General features: G+C 38.5%; 19 protein-coding genes and 1 other RNA gene. 12 read left to right on the top strand and 8 right to left on the bottom strand.

The window, feature by feature from the left end; all coding sequences use genetic code 11:
* Window positions 1-168: 168 nt before the first annotated feature.
* Window positions 169-624: an Lrp/AsnC family transcriptional regulator gene (locus tag ESZ26_RS16605; RefSeq protein WP_146800568.1), complete on the bottom strand. Its 456-nt coding sequence runs from the start codon at window positions 622-624 to the stop codon at window positions 169-171.
* Window positions 625-839: 215 nt separating this feature from the next.
* On the opposite strand from ESZ26_RS16605, the gene ctlX reads away from it, so the two are divergent.
* The gene (gene ctlX / locus ESZ26_RS16600) at window positions 840-1760 is read left to right on the top strand and encodes a citrulline utilization hydrolase CtlX (protein ID WP_146800567.1); all 921 of its coding nucleotides are present in this window, start codon (window positions 840-842) and stop codon (window positions 1758-1760) included.
* Between the two features lie 93 nt (window positions 1761-1853).
* The gene (locus ESZ26_RS16595; protein WP_146800566.1) at window positions 1854-3284 is read left to right on the top strand and encodes an alanine/glycine:cation symporter family protein; all 1431 of its coding nucleotides are present in this window, start codon (window positions 1854-1856) and stop codon (window positions 3282-3284) included.
* A 340-nt stretch (window positions 3285-3624) separates the two neighbouring features.
* Here the strand turns inward: ESZ26_RS16595 and ssrA are convergent.
* Window positions 3625-3974: a transfer-messenger RNA gene (ssrA, locus tag ESZ26_RS16590) on the bottom strand.
* A 94-nt stretch (window positions 3975-4068) separates the two neighbouring features.
* Window positions 4069-4551, bottom strand: coding sequence for an SsrA-binding protein SmpB (gene smpB / locus ESZ26_RS16585; RefSeq protein ID WP_070377008.1), 483 nt, complete (start codon window positions 4549-4551; stop codon window positions 4069-4071).
* Window positions 4552-4701: 150 nt separating this feature from the next.
* On the opposite strand from smpB, the gene ESZ26_RS16580 reads away from it, so the two are divergent.
* On the top strand, window positions 4702-5142 hold the full coding sequence (locus ESZ26_RS16580; RefSeq protein ID WP_146800565.1) for an SRPBCC family protein: 441 nt from the start codon (window positions 4702-4704) through the stop codon (window positions 5140-5142).
* Window positions 5135-5515, top strand: a complete 381-nt coding sequence (locus ESZ26_RS16575; protein WP_146800564.1) for an RnfH family protein — start codon at window positions 5135-5137, stop codon at window positions 5513-5515. The genes ESZ26_RS16580 and ESZ26_RS16575 overlap by 8 nt, the downstream gene beginning before the upstream one ends.
* A gap of 118 nt (window positions 5516-5633) precedes the next feature.
* On the opposite strand, the gene ESZ26_RS16570 is transcribed toward ESZ26_RS16575, so the two are convergent.
* The 3 genes from ESZ26_RS16570 to nadK form a co-directional block, all read right to left on the bottom strand.
* Complete coding sequence (locus ESZ26_RS16570) at window positions 5634-5981, bottom strand: outer membrane protein assembly factor BamE (protein WP_146800563.1); 348 nt, start codon at window positions 5979-5981, stop codon at window positions 5634-5636.
* 134 nt (window positions 5982-6115) lie between these two features.
* Window positions 6116-7804, bottom strand: a complete 1689-nt coding sequence (gene recN, locus ESZ26_RS16565) for a DNA repair protein RecN (RefSeq protein ID WP_146800562.1) — start codon at window positions 7802-7804, stop codon at window positions 6116-6118.
* Between the two features lie 107 nt (window positions 7805-7911).
* Window positions 7912-8793: an NAD(+) kinase gene (gene nadK, locus ESZ26_RS16560; RefSeq protein ID WP_146800561.1), complete on the bottom strand. Its 882-nt coding sequence runs from the start codon at window positions 8791-8793 to the stop codon at window positions 7912-7914.
* A gap of 455 nt (window positions 8794-9248) precedes the next feature.
* On the opposite strand from nadK, the gene grpE reads away from it, so the two are divergent.
* The 3 genes from grpE (at window position 9249) to dnaJ (ending at window position 13390) form a co-directional block, all read left to right on the top strand.
* Complete coding sequence (gene grpE, locus ESZ26_RS16555) at window positions 9249-9902, top strand: nucleotide exchange factor GrpE (protein WP_146800560.1); 654 nt, start codon at window positions 9249-9251, stop codon at window positions 9900-9902.
* A 281-nt stretch (window positions 9903-10183) separates the two neighbouring features.
* Window positions 10184-12097, top strand: coding sequence for a molecular chaperone DnaK (gene dnaK / locus ESZ26_RS16550; RefSeq protein WP_146800559.1), 1914 nt, complete (start codon window positions 10184-10186; stop codon window positions 12095-12097).
* Window positions 12098-12256: 159 nt separating this feature from the next.
* On the top strand, window positions 12257-13390 hold the full coding sequence (gene dnaJ, locus ESZ26_RS16545; protein WP_146800558.1) for a molecular chaperone DnaJ: 1134 nt from the start codon (window positions 12257-12259) through the stop codon (window positions 13388-13390).
* 91 nt (window positions 13391-13481) lie between these two features.
* Here dnaJ and ESZ26_RS16540 read toward each other — a convergent pair whose 3' ends face one another.
* Window positions 13482-14327 (bottom strand): choice-of-anchor H family protein, encoded by an 846-nt coding sequence (locus ESZ26_RS16540; protein WP_146800557.1) that lies wholly within the window; start codon window positions 14325-14327, stop codon window positions 13482-13484.
* Window positions 14328-14583: 256 nt separating this feature from the next.
* Between ESZ26_RS16540 and ESZ26_RS16535 the strand changes: the two genes are divergently transcribed.
* The 5 genes from ESZ26_RS16535 (at window position 14584) to ESZ26_RS16515 (ending at window position 19168) form a co-directional block, all read left to right on the top strand.
* The gene (locus ESZ26_RS16535; protein WP_146800556.1) at window positions 14584-14880 is read left to right on the top strand and encodes a PepSY domain-containing protein; all 297 of its coding nucleotides are present in this window, start codon (window positions 14584-14586) and stop codon (window positions 14878-14880) included.
* Between the two features lie 5 nt (window positions 14881-14885).
* A complete protein-coding gene (locus ESZ26_RS16530) occupies window positions 14886-15560 on the top strand; it encodes a response regulator transcription factor (protein ID WP_146800555.1) in 675 nt (224 codons plus the stop codon).
* A gap of 26 nt (window positions 15561-15586) precedes the next feature.
* Window positions 15587-16924 (top strand): ATP-binding protein, encoded by a 1338-nt coding sequence (locus ESZ26_RS16525; protein ID WP_146800554.1) that lies wholly within the window; start codon window positions 15587-15589, stop codon window positions 16922-16924.
* Window positions 16925-17030: 106 nt separating this feature from the next.
* Entirely contained in the window at window positions 17031-18332 is a 1302-nt protein-coding gene (locus tag ESZ26_RS16520; protein WP_146800553.1) for a DUF3300 domain-containing protein, read from the top strand.
* 167 nt (window positions 18333-18499) lie between these two features.
* Window positions 18500-19168: a hypothetical protein gene (locus tag ESZ26_RS16515; RefSeq protein WP_146800552.1), complete on the top strand. Its 669-nt coding sequence runs from the start codon at window positions 18500-18502 to the stop codon at window positions 19166-19168.
* Window positions 19169-19248: 80 nt separating this feature from the next.
* On the opposite strand, the gene ESZ26_RS16510 is transcribed toward ESZ26_RS16515, so the two are convergent.
* The gene (locus ESZ26_RS16510; protein ID WP_146800551.1) at window positions 19249-19725 is read right to left on the bottom strand and encodes an Lrp/AsnC family transcriptional regulator; all 477 of its coding nucleotides are present in this window, start codon (window positions 19723-19725) and stop codon (window positions 19249-19251) included.
* Window positions 19726-19734 lie beyond the last annotated feature (9 nt).

Below are 19734 nucleotides of genomic sequence, written 5' to 3'. Positions count from 1 at the left end.
ATTATCTATAAACTGCTTGAAAAATACTATCGTTATTAACGCTAGATTGTGTTTTATCAGAGATAAAAGCGAAAGTTATCTTATAAGCACCAATTAAAGCCATCAGCTTTAGCAAAGAGGGCGTTTGGGTGGTCTTACCGGTATATAACTGAGATGTGTTAAAAATGGTTAAACAGAGCTTAAAAGAATGCTGGTCTCACTGTTAAGGACACCTTCTATCGTTCTAACATCACGTAGCACGTGGTCAAACTCCAGTAAATTTGATGTTTTAACCTCGGCCACTAAATCCCAAGTACCGTTAGTTGTGTGAATCTTATCAAGCTGGGCAATACCACGCAGTTTATTAATTACTTGTGTGGTTGATCTGCCGACAACTTCTATCATCATGATTGCTTTAACGACTTCGGTTTCTAACTCATCATGAGCCCGAATCGTAAATCCCAAAATAGCGCCAGAATTTATCAGTCTGTCCATTCTATTTTGTACTGTGCCACGCGAGACCTGGAGTAATTTTGCCAGCTTAGAAATAGAGGCTCTAGCATCCAGGCGTAAAATAGCGATGAGCTCTTTATCAATAGCATCGTAAAGAAATACCCGCTTCTTCAGGTTCTTGTCATAGGTCATACTCGGCTCCAAATTATCATTTTGACAATAAAACTAAACAATATGATAAATATTTACTCAATAATTGCAACATATTGCCATTTTGATTTACACCTTCAGCAGATAACATAGGGTTCAGTTAAATAACCGCTTTGTATAGCGTTCTGCTTTATTAGCCAAGAGACTAATCGTTATTACAATAAAGCTTAAAAAATACAGAGCAGCAGAGAGAAATTATGCCATTATTTCCACAAGCGCCAAATGCGGTCGTGATGATCCGCCCACATCATTTTTGTCCGAACGAACAAACAAAAAAAGACAACAGCTTTCAGTCAACAGAGCCAGTAAACAAAGAGCAGATTAAAGCCCTCGCTTTTAACCAAGTAACTAGCGCAGCAAGCACACTTGCTGCGGAAGGGGTCGTTGTACATATTTTTGAAGATGAGGGGCTTGAAACACCTGATTCAGTGTTTCCTAACAATTGGTTTTCAACACATAGTGGTGGCCAAATCGCTATTTACCCTATGTATGCAAAAAATCGTCGCAAGGAACGCCGTACCGATATTATCGCCATGCTTAAACAGCAGTATCGTGTACAAGTCGTTTTTGATTACTCTGGCTTGGAATATGATGATATTTACTTAGAGGGTACTGGCGCTATGGTGCTAGACCATATTGAACGCATTGCTTATGCTGCCAGTTCAAAAAGAACAGATTCACATGTCCTTGAACGTTTTTGCTCTCACTTTAATTTTGAGCCTATGGTTTTTGATGCCAAGGACAAAAAGGGCATTCGTGTTTACCATACCAATGTCTTAATGTGTATTGGTAGTGACTTTGTCATGGCAGGCTTTGAAATGATGACAAACCCTAAACGCCGAGATGAAATTATTAAGCGTTTTGAAAATGCAGGCAAAAAGATTATTTATTTAACCGAGCAGCAAATTAGTCAATTTTGCGGCAATGCTCTCGAGTTACAAGGGGCTTCAGGGCGAATACTTGCGCTTTCGTTAACGGCCTATAACGCATTAACCCCTGAGCAAATAACCTTGCTAGAAGAAACGGTAAAATTAGTTCCGCTGAATGTCTCAGCCATTGAAATGGCTGGCGGCTCAGTACGTTGTATGTTGGCAGGGGTTCACTTGTCAAAAAGGTAATTCATTGATTAGCGCATCAGTCAAAAAATTAAGCATATAATTTAAAAAAGTATCGTACTATACTGAAAATTAAAGAGTAAACAAGGAAAGTAAATGGTTAATGAGATTGTAAGCGCTATCAATAATATCCTTTGGGGCCAAGGTCAAATATTAATTTACTTGTTACTTTTTGCCGGATTTTGGTTTTCGTTCAAACTTCGCTGGATACAAATACTGCAATTCAAATATATGTTTACGGTGATGAAAGGCAGTACGCAATCTGATAAGTCAGGTATTAGTTCTTTTCAAGCCTTGTGTACTGGGCTTTCGGCGCGAGTTGGTACAGGTAATTTAGCGGGTGTTGCCATGGCTATTTCGCTGGGTGGTAGTGGCGCGGTATTTTGGATGTGGGTCATTGCATTATTGGGTATGGCGACCGGCTTTGCTGAAAGTGTTCTTGGCCAGCTATATAAAGTGCGAGATGAACATAAAGAATTCCGGGGTGGCCCAGCTTATTATATTCGGGCAGGACTGAATAAACCTTGGCTTGCTATTCTTTTTTCGCTTTGTCTTTTTTTAGGCTATGGTCTTACTTTTAGTGCAATGCAAGCCAACACCATCGCAGATGCATTAAACAATACTTTTACCATCCCTCGTGAATATTCAGGCGTAGTTATTGCGGTACTCGCCGGCAGTATAGTTGTAGGTGGCATGCGCAGTATTGCCCGATTTGCCGAACTTATTGTTCCTTTTATGGGATTAGCCTTTGTCGGGACAGCAGTCGTTATTACCTTAATGAATATTCAACTCTTACCTTCAATGTTTGTTGATATATTTTACTCAGCTTTTGGCTTAAATGAGGCGGGTGCCGGCGCTTTAGGTGCGGCAATTAAGAATGGCATTCAACGAGGCTTATATTCAAATGAAGCCGGAGCAGGTAGTGTGCCACATGCAGCCGCTGGCGCTTCACCTGTTCCTAATCACCCTGTTGCTCAGGGGTATGTACAAATGCTAGGGGTTTTCTTAGATACCATGGTGCTTTGTAGTTGCACAGCAGTAGTTATTTTGTTGTCAGATATTAATATCAGTGGCGAAATGGAAGGTATTCGAATGACACAAGATGCGATGACAAGTCATTTTGGTAGTGGTGGAAACTATTTTGTTGCCGCCGCTATTACCTTATTTGCTTTCACCTCGGTGGTTGCGAATTATGCTTATGCAGAGAGTAATTTACACTTATTCAAACTAGACAACAAAGTAGGGCGACTCTTTTACACTAGCATTTATCTATTTATGGTATTTTGGGGGGCAACGGCTTCGTTGAAAGAAGTTTGGGGATTAGCCGATATGGCATTAGGGTTAATGACGCTGGTAAATATCTACGCTATTATTTTACTGACCCCAACCGTATTGAATTTAACTAAAGACTTTCGCGAAAAACTCAAAGAAAACGGTAAGCCGACCTTTTTACTTGATGATGTCGAAATACAAGGCAAAACAGAACCTGGTGTCTGGGCGGCGAACAAAGCCAAAGAGACTCTATAAGCGCTTTAATATATAAAAACCAGCTCAAATAAGGGCTGCTTTTTATATGGTTAGCTGTTTGTTTTTAGATGTTCTGAGTAAGATCATTTATAGAATCACGGTTATTGATATTCTTCATTAATCTCAATGAGAACGTCTGGTTATCAACATCTAAAAGTAATGACCGATAATAAAGTCTATGATCCTAGTTCATTGATTTCAACACTCAAAGTTAAGGTGGGAGATGATTTTAGACATAAAAAAACCGCAATTAAGCGGTTTTTTATCATAAACGGTGGTTTGTTTATCGCCAAATCTAAAAGTTACTAGGTATAACTAATGGATTAAAAAGGTCTTTATTTGGTGGAGCGGGGGGGAATCGAACCCCCGTCCAAAAAGCCTACATCCTTGGTACTACATGCTTAGTCGATTATTTGTTTAACCAATTAGACGCCAACCGACAGGCTTCGTCATGGTGAGCTTAATACTATTTCGCGGTTCAGCCTTAAGCGTGCTTCCCTCGCTATCCTATTTGGGGTGACCATCGATCCTCTAAACAATAGGAGAATTTTTGAGGCGATGGCTAGCCTAAGCGGCTAGTGCGAACGTATCGTCGTTTGCAATTATAGTTTTGCGGCTTTTTACCAGGCAAACCGCCCCTGGGCATGCACCTCGGGTTTCATGAATCTTGTCGAATCCTAGATCCGCCCCAAAGTTTTAACATCTTAATTATAAACTTACTCAGTCTATAAAGCGCATTGTACAGCGCTTTTTTTAAATAAACAACGTGTTAATTGTTAACTTGTTATCGATCTAAATTCTTATTTTTCATTAATCGGCCTTTATCAACAGCCCATTCTCTGTCTTTAATATCAGAACGCTTATCATGGTCTTTTTTACCTTTACCCAAATAAAATTCGAGTTTGACCCAATTTGCTTTCCAATACATCGCCGTGGCAATTAATGAATAACCATCTCGCTCTACAGCCGCGGTTATTTTCTCTAATTCGCGTCGATTCAACAGTAACTTGCGGTCACGATTAGGTTCGCATACTACGTGACTAGAAGCAGCATTGAGCGGCATTATTTCAGCGCCCAGTAAATAAGCTTCACCGTTTTTTACGTGTACGTAACAATCAGAAATATTAACTTTTCCGCTACGGATACTTTTAATTTCCCAACCCTGCAGGCTCATCCCACCTTCAAACTTATCAGTTAAAGAATAGTTATGACGAGCTTTTTTGTTTAACGCAATAGTATTGCTGTTTGATTTTTTTTTCTGTGCCATTATATTTCCATTTTGTTTGCCATCAAAAATAGCAATCGCAAACATTATACGGAGAATTATTGATATTTGAATGATTAATTTCAATTTTTCTGTTTAATGCCTTTTGCTCACGGCTTTGTTATCATTACCCTTTAAAGTCGAGGAAAATAAATGCCCGTAATTAGTCGTAGCGCTTTAGTGATGTATAGCGTTGACCAAATGTATCAATTAATTAATGATATTGTTGCTTATCCCCAATTTATCCCAAATTGTGGTGACAGTAAGATAATCTCTCAGCAAGGTAATGAAGTTACTGCTGCTTTGATGGTTTCGAAGGGGGTGCTAAAAAAATGGTTTACCACCAAGAATACCTTGATTGGTGATAATAAAGTACAACTCGATTTAGTTGATGGTCCCTTTAAAAAGTTAACGGGTTACTGGCAACTTACTGAACTATCTGAAGAAGCTTGTAAGATTAGTTTGCATTTAGAGTATGAGTTTTCGAGTAAAGTTTTCGATTTGGCATTTGGCCGTGTTTTTACAAGTTTAACAAATAATATGGTGCAAGCTTTTACACAAAGAGCTAAAGAGGTTTATCATTCTAATGGTTGATAGCATAGAGACAGAGCAAGAACTTGCTCAACGTAAAATACAAATAGAAGTTGTGTATGGACTACCCGATAGACAAGAGCTATTAACGCTTTTAGTCGATGAGGGGACTTTGTTAGAACAAGGTATTATTGCCTCAGGCATTTTATCTGTTTTTGAAGAAATAGACTTAACTATAAATAATGTCGGTATTTGGAATCGAGCGGCTAAGTTAACGGATACTTTACGAGATTTAGATCGTATTGAAATATATCGACCTTTAATTGCTGACCCTAAAGAGGTGAGAAAGCGCCGAGCTGAAAAAGCAAAAGATGAAGGGCGTGCCGATAAAGTAACCGGTGGTCGTGTCGATCCGCGTCGAAATAAGGCCAGCTAAAAAAATCATCGCTATATTTAAAGTAAAAAAAACGGCTATTAAGGCCGTTTTTTATGTTCAAAATGCTATGAATGGTAATGTATAACGATATGGGTAACTATTCGTGATATGACTGGAACTAGTTAACCATAGGAACGTAAAAGTTGTCAGCTAAGACAAAGTCACCTTCTGCGCTGGCTAATACTTCATTATCAAAATAGAGGATAAATTTTTTCTTAACGTTAAACTCTTCACTTCGACCTGATTTTAATAAGTAAACATAGTGCAATGTATCATTGCCAAATGCATCGTTAACAACAGGGCTACCAAGTACAAACTTTACTTGTTCTTTAGTCATGCCAATTTGAAGCTTGTCGATATCTTTTTGTTCTAAAAAGTTTCCCTGAGGAATGTCAAAACGATAGACCCAGCTTGAGCAGGCAGAAAGAGATAGGGCAATAGTAATGGCTAAAATGCGAAATAACATGTTTTTTCATTTATCCTAATAAGTTCAAGTGGGGATGATAACTAAGGCCGCTGACAGATACAAAACTATTTTTAATTTATTTTGCACCTTTGTACCTTAACTCAGTTTATTTACTTAACGCTAAAATTAATTTATTAACCGGCAAGTAACTCTTGAGCATTAGCCAAGCTGTTATCTGTTATTTTATTTCCCGCTAATAAGCGAGCAATTTCTTGGACTCTGCCATTAGCACTTAGTTCCGTTACTTTTGTTTCTGTAAATTCGCCATCGGTTAATTTACTGACAAATAACTGTTGATGTCCCTTGCAAGCAACCTGTGGTAAATGTGTTACGCAGATAACTTGGGTGTTTTGTGCTAATTCTTGTAGCTTGCTACCGACCATTGCGGCTGTTGGGCCACTAATACCCACATCAACTTCATCAAATATTAAGGTCGGTGTGATCACCTTGTCAGCCAAAATAACCTGCATGGCTAAACTAATACGTGATAATTCGCCGCCAGAGGCAACTTTGTTCATTGCTTCTAATTTTTGCCCTGGGTTAAGGCTAATAAGAAAATTTATTTCATCAAGGCCAAATGGTGATAAAGCTTCAACGTCAACTTGCTGTACCGACACGTCAAAAATGCCATTGTTCATATTGAGCTCTTTCATACTCAGCGATATTTTCTTACTGAGTTTTTTAGCCGACTTTATTCTTGAAGTTGATAACGTCTGAGCAGATTGTTGATAATGTGTTTTAGCTTTTTCAATATCTACGTATGCTGTGTCTAGTCTTGAACCGTCTGAATTGATTAGATGTAAGGCTTGCTTTATCTCTAAGTGTAACGTTGGCAAGTGCTCGGGTGCCACTTGGTGTTTTTTAGCAAGTTGAATAGCGAGCGAGTAGCGGTCTTCAATCATTTGATAAGCTTCTGGGTCGAGCTCAAGTTTATCGTAGTAATGCTTTAGTTCATCATTGGCATCTTCAACAAGAATAAGTGCTTCGCTTAAGGTGTTAGCAATGTTTGCTAAATTAGGATCCATGTGAACTAAATCATTCAATTGTTCGCAGTTATTTCTCAGGCTGTCTGAAATATTATGATTTTCGTTTTCAGATAAAACTTGTAAAGCCTTTAAGGTGCCCGTTAATAACGACTGACCGTTACTATGACGTTTGTAATCACTCTCTAGAATTTGAAACTCACCGGTTTGAAGTGAGAATTCGTCTAACTCAGTAACTTGATATTGTAATAACTGCGATTTAGCTTCGCGTTGTTCTTTGCTTTCTTGTAATTTTTTTAATTCTGTTTTGAGATTTCGCCATTGCTGATAGTAATATTGAACGTCGTCTAATAAGTGTTGATGATCGGCATATTCATCAAGTATTTTACGCTGTTGAGCCGGCTTAACAATGAGTTGGTGATCGTGTTGGCCATGAATACTTATTAAAAATTGTGCTATGTCTTTAAGTTGGGCAAGCGGAACTTGGCTACCGTTAATGTAGGCTTTTGAACGTCCTTCAGCTGATATCACTCGGCGTAAAATACACTCACAATCTAGCTCAGCATCGTGTTCGTCTGTTAAAGATAGGCCATTGTTTTTCAGCCATTTTTGTGCAGAAATATTTTTATTTATATCAAAGGTCGCGGCTAACTCTGCTTTTTTAGTGTTGGGTCTTACAACATTCGTTAACGCTCTGTCACCTAAACATAAGCCTAAAGCATCAATAGCTATCGATTTACCCGCACCAGTTTCTCCGGTGATGGTTGTCATACCTTTGCGCCAATCTATATCTAGGGAGCGCACAATGGCGAAGTTTTGAATGTTAAGATGTAAAAGCATGGGAAGCCAATTCACTGTATAAATATATAACTGTTAATTTATACAGTAAAATGGTTTTGTGCAAGTGTTAATCGAATAAAAATTCAACAGCTTGAATTTATTAAAAATTAATAAAGCTTATTGCCCCAACTTAATTTACTACGCAGCACATTAAAATAGTCATGGTCTAATGGATGGACTAATCGCAACGTATATTCACTTTTTCTGATGATAACTTCATCGCCGGGTAATACCGCTAAAATGACATGGCCATCACAACTTATTTGTAAGTTTTCATAATTTTCATTGGCGAGTAGTAATTTTATTTCACTATTGCCGTCGACGACTATAGGTCTACTGGTTAAGGTGTGTGGAAACATTGGCACTAAAGATAAGGCATTTAAATTGGGTGTCAAAATGGGGCCGCCGGCAGACATTGAATAGGCTGTTGAGCCAGTAGGTGTTGACACGATTAAACCATCAGAGCGTTGGCTGAACATAAAGCTGCCATCAATGTAAACTTCAAATTCAATCATACTGGCTACTTTTCCAGCGTGTAGCACTGCTTCATTGACTGCACTGTTCGAGCTTTTTAATTTTCCATGGCGATAAACTTCTGCTTCAATAATAAAACGTTGTTCAGCGCGCGACTCGCCTCGCAAAATTTTCTCAAGTGGTTCTATTAATTCATCTGGCGATAAATCAGTAAGAAAGCCTAGATTCCCTCTGTTGACACCAATGACACCAATGTCGTAACAGGCTAAAACGCGAGCGGCACCTAACATGTAACCATCACCGCCAACGACAATAGCAAGATCGGCTTGTTCACCAATTTCTACTAAGGTGCTAATTGTTAGTTTATCGATATCGATTGAAGGGGCAACCGAGCTTTCAATTAATACCTGATAGCCTTGCTCGGTAAGAAATTGATAGAGCGCTGTTATTGTTGCGCTGGCTCCTTCGTGGTTTGGTTTGCCTATTAAACCTATGGTGTTATAAATTTTGCTCATGTCTACGCAGTAAGTTGTTTGTATCTTAGGGTTAATAATAGTTTCGCTGTATTTTCGTGGCTTGTAAAGTTGACTTTTTATAAATCATTTACTTCATAGCCTTTTATTAAATTTTTCCACTCAGCGAGATTTAAAAGTCTTAGGGGCAAGGCATCAATTGAAGAGAATGGCTATTGCATTGTTGAAATGAATAACCTAGGCTGCAAGTCTTTGAAACTAACTCTTTCGGCGTTTATCAGCGATTCGATAACCACAGATAATTGCGTTAATATAAAATGACTGTAGAAAAAAAATTATATTTGTTGTCAAAACGCTAACAAGCTCTGCGTGGCAACAAACTTAATTAAATTGGTATTTAAGCTTGAATCATCGCAAGAAGTCCCCATAATTACCGTTATCAGATTTATATAACCTTTATATTGTTAAATATATTATTAGTTAATTTTGGAGCTTTCATGACTAATGAGTCAACAGAAAACAAAAATACAGCTGAAGCATCAACAGAAGCTTTAACACCCGAAGAAATTATGGCGCAAGAAATTATCGATCAAGCTGAAGAGCAAGTCGAAGTTCAACATGTTCATGCCCATGAAGTAATTAGCGCCGAGCAAGAAAAAATTAACGAACTTGAGTTAAGTCTTTCTTCCGCGCAAACCACTATAGCAGATCAAAAAGATTCTGTGGTTCGTGCTAAAGCAGAAGTTGATAATATTCGTCGCCGTAGCGCACAGGATGTCGATAAAGCACGTAAATTTGCTTTAGAAAAATTTGCCGCTGAAATGTTAGTGTCAGTAGACAATTTAGAACGTGCTCTACAGAATGTTGATAAAGAAGATGAAAGCAATACCGGCATTATTGAAGGTCTTGAATTAACCCTACAAGGTTTAATTGCTTCATTAGAAAAATTTGGTGTTAAAGGTGTTGATCCACAAGACCAACCTTTTAATCCTGAATTGCATCAAGCGATGTCTATGCAAGAAGTTCCAGGCGTTGCGCCAAATACCGTTATTGCTGTGATGCAAAAAGGTTATGAACTCAATGGCCGCTTAATTCGTCCAGCGATGGTAATGGTTTCTAAATCTGCTCCGGTAGTTGATACCAGCGCATAACAAATATCATTAAAAAAAGCGGTAAGAAGTTTCTATAAAACTTCTTACCGCTTTTTTGTTTTTAGCGGGCAAATAAATTTTATTAAGGCGTTTTATCGCTATCGGTGAGAAACAACAAAAAAATCTTCACAAATAGCTAAATAATGAAATAAATTTACTTTTTTTGTTGAAAATTAGTTGAAAAGGATTTTACTGCCCCCACTATTTGTTTCATCAACAGGTTTATTAAAAAATCTTACTTTAATAAGCTTTATTTTAATTAGTATTCGGAGATCCTCAAGATGGGCAAAATAATCGGTATTGACCTAGGGACAACAAACTCTTGTGTTGCTGTACTAGATGGCGGCAAAGCACGTGTAATTGAAAATGCAGAAGGCGATCGTACAACTCCTTCAATTATTGCATACACAGAAGATGGCGAAACGTTAGTAGGTCAACCTGCTAAACGCCAATCTGTTACAAACCCAAAAAATACATTATACGCCATTAAGCGTTTAATTGGTCGTCGCTTTGAAGACGAAGAAGTTCAGCGTGATCTTAAAATCATGCCATTTGGTATTGTTAAAGCTGACAATGGTGATGCTTGGGTTACCACACGTGATAAGAACGTTGCGCCACCACAAGTTTCAGCTGAAGTTTTAAAGAAAATGAAAAAAACTGCGGAAGACTTTTTAGGTGAAGCAGTAACAGAAGCAGTGATCACAGTGCCTGCTTACTTTAACGATTCACAACGTCAAGCAACTAAAGATGCGGGTCGTATTGCTGGTCTTGAAGTTAAACGTATTATCAATGAGCCAACTGCTGCTGCTCTTGCTTACGGCATGGACAAGCAAGAGGGCGATAAAGTTATTGCTGTTTACGACTTAGGTGGTGGTACTTTTGATATCTCAATTATTGAAATTGATGAAGTTGAAGGCGAGCACACGTTTGAAGTATTAGCGACTAACGGTGATACTCACTTAGGTGGTGAAGATTTTGATAACCGTTTAATCAACTATCTTGTCGCTGAATTTAAGAAAGACCAAGGTATGGATTTAACGACTGATCCTCTTGCAATGCAGCGTTTGAAAGAAGCAGCAGAAAAAGCAAAATGTGAGCTTTCTTCAGCACAACAAACAGATGTTAACTTACCTTACATCACAGCTGACGGCAGCGGCCCTAAGCATATGAACATTAAAGTAACGCGTGCTAAATTAGAGTCTTTAGTTGAAGACATGGTTAAAGCAACGTTAATACCGTTAGCACAAGCGCTTAAAGATGCAGACTTATCAGTAAGTGACATCAACGATGTTATCTTAGTGGGCGGTCAGTCACGCATGCCAATGGTACAAAAAGCAGTAACAGAATTTTTCGGTAAAGAACCTCGTAAAGATGTTAACCCTGATGAAGCCGTTGCCGCTGGTGCAGCAATACAGGCAGGTGTTCTTTCTGGTGATGTAACTGACGTACTTTTATTAGACGTTACGCCATTATCATTAGGTATCGAAACAATGGGCGGCGTGATGACGAAAGTTATCGATAAAAACACCACTATCCCAACTAAACAGTCACAAACTTTTTCTACAGCTGACGATAATCAAGCTGCGGTAACGGTTCATGTTGTTCAAGGTGAGCGTAAGCAAGCGTCTGCAAACAAATCTTTAGGTCAATTTAACCTTGAAGGTATCGATGCAGCACCACGTGGAACACCACAGATTGAAGTAACTTTCGATATTGATGCTGATGGTATTTTACACGTAACAGCTAAAGATAAGAACACAGGTAAAGAACAGAAAATCACCATTAAAGCCTCTTCGGGTTTATCTGATGAAGAAGTAGAACAAATGGTACGTGACGCAGAAGCTAACGCTGATGAAGATGCTAAGTTCGAAGAATTAGTGAAAGCACGTAACCAAGCTGACGGTCTAGTTCATACCACTCGCAAGCAAATTGTAGAAGCGGGCGATGACTTACCAAGCGAAGATAAAGAAAAAATTGAAACAGCATTAACCGAACTTGAAACTGAGATTAAAGGCGACGATAAAGAAGCGATTGAAGCTAAATCTCAAGCCGTTATCGAAGCATCAGCTAAGTTAATGGAAATTGCTCAAGCGAAAGCAGGCGCTCAAGAAGGCGCTGCTGAATCAGACGGCGCTGCGCCAGCTGATGACGATGTTGTTGACGCTGAGTTTGAAGAAGTTAAAGAAGACAAATAGTCTGTAATTAACGAAATAAATAAAAGCGCTGGTTTAAACACCAGCGCTTCTTACGTTAAAAATCGTTATAAAATGCCATTGAAAATAGCTAACTATTTATAATGTCATTTTACTAAATTAATATCTAAAAATTTTAAACACCAGTTAAAAGAAGCCACTATGTCAAAACGCGATTATTATGAAGTGCTAGAAGTATCAAAAGATGCGTCTGAGCGTGATATCAAAAAAGCCTACAAACGTTTAGCGATGAAGCTTCATCCTGACCGTAATGCCGGTGATAAAGACAAAGAAGAGCTATTTAAAGAAGTTAAAGAAGCTTATGAAATTCTAAATGACGACCAAAAGCGTGCTGCGTTTGACCAATATGGTCATGCTGCCTTTGAACAAGGTGGTCATGGTGGTGGTGGACATGGCGGCGGAGGCTTCGGTCAGGATTTTGGTGATATTTTTGGTGATATTTTTGGTGGTGGCCGCGGCGGTGGTCGTCAGCAACGTCAACAACGAGGTTCAGATCTTCGCTACAACTTAGAGTTAAGTCTTGAAGATGCTGTACGGGGTAAAACTTTAGAAATTAAAGTACCCACTTTTGTTAGTTGTGAGCCTTGTGACGGCTCTGGCGCTAAAAAAGGCACCAGTGCAAAATCTTGTACAACTTGTCATGGTCATGGTCAGGTACAAATGCGTCAAGGTTTGTTTGCTGTTCAACAGACTTGTCCAACATGTAGTGGTAAAGGTAAGGTTATTGCTAGCCCTTGTACCTCATGTCGCGGCCAAGGCCGAGTTGAAAAAACTAAAACACTTTCAGTGAAAATACCGCCAGGTGTAGATACCGGTGACAGAATTCGCTTGTCAGGCGAAGGTGAAGCTGGTGAACATGGTGCACCTGCCGGTGATTTATATGTACAAGCAAATGTTCGTGACCATAAAATATTTGTCCGTGATGAAAACAACCTTTATTGTGAAGTGCCTATTAGCTTTACCACAGCAGCATTGGGTGGCGAAATAGAAGTACCGACACTTGAAGGTAAAGTTAAACTGAAAATACCTAAAGAAACACAAACGGGTAAAATGTTCCGTTTACGTGGTAAGGGTGTTAAATCAGTACGTAGTCACTCAATTGGCGACTTAATGTGTAAAGTTGTGCTTGAAACACCGGTGAACTTGTCTGGTGACCAAGCAGATTTATTGCGTCAGTTAGATGAGAAAATGGGTAAAAGTACTATAAAGCATAGCCCTAAAGAGACAGGTTTCTTTGATGGCGTTAAAAAGTTTTTTGATGACTTGAAAAGCTAAAGTACTCCCATTTGATGAGCTAAAAGCTTGCTAAAATGTAGATATTAAAAAGCCACAAACTTGTTTGTGGCTTTTTTGTTTCTCTGGTTAATTAATGGCGTTTTACTCGTACAAGTAGACTGCTGAGTAATATCAATACTAACCAATACAGGCTACCGCCATGAGTTTGTCTAACCTCGATGACTTCTACTACTTCGATTACTTCAACGTAAGCCTGGTCATATTCAGCACTCTCTAAAGGCAGTGCGTATAACGCATTACTGTCATCTGCACTGAAACTGGCGACAATACCCTCATAACCTACTTGATATAAATCGATTAACACATCGTAGTGATCACTGTCATAGCCTGACATAAATGTAGAAATTACTTCATATTCATCGGCATCAGTGTCGCCTTCTATAAGAAAATTATCTGTAGTGAAATAGTGCTGCCAAGCGCCACCATTTTTACTGAGATAGAGTAAAGCATACACTTCAGCAAGGTGATTTTCGCTATAGCTATATACGTCTGCATCAAAAGTCACACTAAAGGTCTGGTAATAGCCATCTCTGTCATAATCGTCTTGCAAAAAACTGGTCGCACTATAAATTTCGAAGTCTTGGTCATAGTGGTTACTTACTTTTTGCGTGGTTATACTGCTTTTTGCTTGTGCTGTGCTCTCTGTTTTATTAAGTGTAGTTCCTCTAATGTGAGTATTCGCTTTTCCGCTGAGTTGATCGGGTAACTCGGCAAGTTTATTAGCCCCAATCATTATTTTTCGTTGTTGTTCAGTGATATTCTTTTTAAGTGCCCCTTGAGAAACACTATAGGGTTCAACCTTTAACTCGCTGGCAGTGACATGAGTTAAAGGCAATATACTAAAGGTCATCAAAAACATTATTTTTTTAAGTGTACTCGTGCGAACTGATTGCGCTGCATTATTCTTTATCAACATAATATATCCTACCGGCTTTGTTTAGTGTTGCTATTAAAGCGCAGTTAAGATGAATGTAAGCTGAACACTTTATCAGCCAAGCTGATTAAATCTCTGGTGATTTTTAGTGGTTAAAATAAATAACTCAAGGTGATAACCTTGATATACGCTTTTTTAAAAATGTTCAGCTGATATTCAGTTGCTAAGGTTTATGATTTTAAATAAGCTATAGGTAAATATAGCTAGCCACACTTTTAACTTTGTCTTTGGGATAACCATGAAATTTGTTTTACCAATAGTTTTTCTTTTTATTGTTACGCTCTCTATTGATGCTATCGCTCAAGGAGGAGGTGCGCCATTAAGCAGTACGATAAAAAATAACAAGCAAAGCCAGCAAGACTTGAAAGTGAAAAGTAGTAAAGATGCAAAAAAGTTAGTTAAAAGTCGGTTTGGCGGCAAAGTGTTAAAAGTTGAGAGTAAAAAGTCGGGTTATCAAGTTAAGTTATTTAAAACTGATGGTCATATCATTTCTGTTTATGTTGATGCTAAAACAGGCAAAATCAGTGGAGGGTAGTCATCATGCGTTTGTTATTTATTGAAGACGATCTTTTACTACAAAAGAATTTGTATGCTCATTTAACTGCGGCTAATTATTTAGTTGACGTCGCGAGCGACGGTGAAACAGGTTTATTTCAAGGGCAAGAATATCCATACGACGCTGCCATTATAGATGTTGGTTTACCTATATTAGACGGTATCAGTGTGATCAGAACACTGCGTGAGAAAAATATCGACTTTCCCATTTTGGTGTTAACCGCAAGAGATAGTTGGCAGGATAAAGTGGCTGGTTTAGATGCAGGAGCAGACGATTATTTAACTAAACCTTTTCAAGCCGAAGAATTACTCGCCCGTTTAAATGCACTGATCAGACGTTCTGCAGGACAAGCAAGTCCGTTAATAAAGAATGGCCCATTAAGTCTTAATACTAAAAGTTTGCAGGTTGAAGTCGATAACAAGGCAATAAAGTTAAGTAGTTCAGAATATAAGTTACTTGAGTATATGATGCTTCACCTTGATGAAGTGACTTCAAAGGCGACACTCACTGAACATATTTACGACCAAGACTTCGATCTTGACTCAAATGTTATTGAAGTATTTATCAGGCGTTTAAGAAAAAAGCTCGACCCAGATAATGAATATGGTTTTATCGAAACCTTGCGTGGCCATGGCTATAAATTAAAACGGTTAGATTAATGAGGTCGCATGGATATAGCTAGCGAATGAACTCTTTAAAAATTCGATTATTATTAAGTACGTTAGTGATGACGGTAGTGATGCTGCCTATTATTGGCTTAACCTTATCTAATGCTTTTGAACGGCAATTAAATGTAGCGATGAAAAACGAATTAAAAGCCTATAGCTATTCGATTTTTACCGTGGCGGAAGTTGAAAATAATCAGTTGCTAATGCCGGATCTCTTGTTAGAAAATCAATTTAATATCAATCGATCAGGCTTATATGCCTTAATAACCAAACGGTCAAAAGAAACGCAAATAAGCGCGGTAAAAAGCAAAGTGCTTTGGCAATCACAGTCTTTACTGACCTTGTCTCTACCGGCGGTATTGCCATCGCCTGATGTGGGGCAAACACTAATTTCAAAGATAAGCCTAGCGGACAGTCGTCATCTGCTTTATAGCTTTAGTGCTAGTTTTTCTGATAACGGTCAAGACTTTGCGATAACACTGCATCTTATAAAAGACCAACGAGCCTTATTAAACGCCCTTAATGACTTTGAAAAAACATTATGGGCATGGTTACTAGCATTAATGGTCGTCTTTGTTTTTGTACAAATTGTTTGGTTGTTATGGACCTTAAAACCGTTAACCGTATTATCTCAAGAGCTTGAGCATATAGAAAAAGGGCAAAAGAAAGCCTTAGACGCCAACTACCCTCTTGAATTACAACCAGTGACTCAACAATTAAATGCCTTACTGGCGCTAGAAGAGAATCAACGAAAACGCTATCGAAATGCCTTATCAGATTTAGCACATAGCCTTAAAAATCCACTAGCTGTTATTCAAAGTCAACAGGATATTTCAGCAAGTGCCAGTGAACAATTAACATTAATTAATAACATTATTGAACATCAACTTAAAAGAGCACAAAGCGCCGGGCAGTCTTCATGGCATTTAGGTGTGCAAATTAAGCCGGTTGTTGACAAGCTAATAGCCACCTTAGCTAAAATATATCATGATAAGAATCTAGCATTTGCTGTCACTGTTGATACAAGCGCCCTATTTAAAGGTGATGAAGCAGATTTAATGGAGATTTTAGGAAATATTCTCGATAACGCCTGTAAAGCCGCTAAACATAAGATTGCCATTAGCGTTATTAGCTCTGCAAAAACATTAACCATTGAAATTGCCGATGATGGCGCGGGTATCGCAGCGTCTCAACGCGAGATCATTCTATCGCGTGGAGGCAGAGCAGACACCTACCAAGCGGGCCATGGTATTGGTTTAGCGATTGTTAATGACTTAGTCAGTAGCTATCAAGGCCAATTAACCATTAGTTACTCAACCGTACTTACTGGTGCAGCTTTTACGCTTACCTTCTAAATTTATTGTCAGGCTTTGTTAACAAAGCGCAAAAAAACTGTTCAGGTTACGTTCAGTTTAGTGTTGTTATCTTTGTGTTCTAGAATTAGTCATAAGGATTATAACGATGAAAAAAGTTACTCTTTTATTCAGCTTTGCTGCCTTGGTTAGCTTTAACTTGTTTGCTGAGTACCAGCCTTCACAGTCAGCTCTTCAGCAACAAGAGCAACAGCTATTTAGTGAAGCCGAATTAGCGCAAATGCTAGCACCTATTGCACTTTACCCAGACAGTTTATTAACCCATATCTTAATTGCTGCTACCTATCCAATTGAAATAATCGAAGCGCATCGTTGGCTAACGAACAACGCAAGCTTAAATACCGAGCAAGCGGCTCAAGCGGTCCAAGATTTTAATTGGGATGCAAGTGTTAAGGCGTTAGTGCCTTTTGAACGGATCCTTAGCCGACTCAGTGAAAATTTAACGTGGACTCAGCAACTCGGTGATGCTTTTTTACAAGACGAGTCGAGAGTATTAGAAAATATTCAACAGCTGAGAAAAAAAGCTCAACTTGCCGGGAATCTGGGGAAAATGGACAACATGGAGGTTAGCTACCAAGATAATAATATTGTTATTGAAGCAAGAGAAAAGGAGATTGTTTATGTACCATATTATGATACACGCATGGTTTATGGTGCTTGGCATTGGTCATCTTACCCTCCTGTTTACTGGCAGCCTCAGCGTAGTGGCTATGTAAGTCGCTATAATCCTTTTTATTGGCATGCTGGTGTTCATATATCGTTTGATTATTTTTTCAGTGCTTTTCATTGGCACAATCGTCAAGTGGTTGTCGTGAATACTCATCGCTCTCCACATCGCTATTACGAGCAGCGCCCTCGCCACCTCATTGCTAATGGTGGTTATGCTAAACGTTGGAGACATCAGCCAGTTCACAGAAAAGGCGTGGCTTATCGAAACAAGCATACTCGCGCCAAGTATAATGACAAGCGAGTAAGGGTAACTGAATCTAGCAAGAGAAATCACTATGTTATACAAAATAAGCTGCAACAAAATGCTAAGCGAGCTGTATCAGTAATAAAGCATAAACCCAATGAAAGCGTTCGCCGAGCAAACCCGGTAACTCACAAGGCGACAAAAGCTTTTTCAAAGCCTGTATCAAAAAACTATAGGTCTTATGATCAGTCTAAAAAAATTAAAGCCGAAAAGGTTTACCGCGCAACTAAACCGGTAAATAAAGAAAAGCTAAAAAAGGTCACGACTAGAGTCGATAAAAAAAGTGCCAGTCAGCATACTTATAAAGCTGCGGACACTTCCTCTAGGCATAAAAATAACCGCTCAAGTGATAAGCATAACAAACAACGTCGGGTCGTTAAAAAAAACAGTTCAAAGGCTGAAAAGCAACATCATTAGAAACGTTATATTTAACGCACGCCATTTAGATAAGGCATATGTTGAGCTAGTGGTTGAATGTTAATTCATTTAGCCTTTTTTTAAAGATGGTTTATAATCATCTTTTCTCGTTGTACCAATCACTCGTTTTGGTATTACTTCAAACACATTTTACCGAGTGACTTTTAATGAAAAGATCTTTACTTGCCTTACTATTAATTATATTAAATTCAACCAGCTTTGCTAATGAAGAGGTTAAAGAATTACCGCCAATAGACCCCTCATTTATGGGCGAGCATAACATGGTGCTCTTTGTTCAGCGCTCAGCCATATATGCTTCGGTGATGACAACATATGATCGACCCAGTAACGTGCAGTTATTATATAAAATTGAGAATAAAGATTTAGCGTTATTGCAAACCGTGCGTGATGGACAATTAACGACGATAAAAGCGCAACCTTTTAATTTACAACGTTTGATGCGTGGTGAGGAAATGGTGATTATGGCTGATATATATGCGGGCCATTATGCGCGAGGGGGAATGTTGGTTTATGAAAATATGGCGTTGACCTTTGCTAAAAAACTATACGTTCGTGAACTTGACGATATTAAGGACTCAAGTGTTCAGCAAAATTATGACGTTGTCGATTTGAAAAAGAATTATAAAATTTATATTCATAAAATTCAAAAAGCGCCCAGCTTTGCACACATAGTTAATATTGACTTAGAAGCAGGGTGTTTGCCAGGTTTTCGTACTTCATCAGCGGTGCCAAAAGAAACTGAACTGCTGTATAAATTCCTTAATTGCGGCACGATAAGCCCACTTTATTTTGAAAGCAAAGACTTTGAAAAATAATCATTATAAATAGAAGCCTTCTTTTAAGTGGGGCTTCTTGCGTTAATACAAACAAAAATATTATCGCCTAATTTTCAGACTTATTGGTCATCATCATCAAAGTTGGGTAATACGCCGCTGCGACTGTGTTCAAAAATAAGAGAGGTTTCTACGGTTGTTACTTCATCTCTTGAGGTAATGGCATTAAAAACAAACTGTCGTAAATGTTCGCTGTCTTTGACTGACATATGAATAAAGTAATCATAGCTACCTCCCATATGATATAAACTAACTATTTCAGGTAGTTTAAGTAAATCATCGCGAAGGTTGTTAACAATATCTTCAGAATAAGGTTGCAGGCGAATAGCGGCAATAGCTTCTATATTGCCACCTAAACTTTTGAAATCAATCTCAATGCAAGCGCCGGTAATTATTTTTTTATGTTTCATGCGCTTTACACGCTCTAAACAGGTAGAAGGTGCAACGCCTATTTGTGAGGCTAACTCTTTATTAGTGATATCAGCATCGCGATATAAAATGGTTAAAATGCGTAAATCTATATCATCTAATTTTTTCATTATGGTAAG

It is taken from the genome of Colwellia hornerae (genome assembly GCF_007954355.1).
Taxonomy (GTDB): domain Bacteria; phylum Pseudomonadota; class Gammaproteobacteria; order Enterobacterales; family Alteromonadaceae; genus Colwellia_A; species Colwellia_A hornerae.
This window is presented reverse-complemented; position numbering and strand designations above follow the sequence as displayed.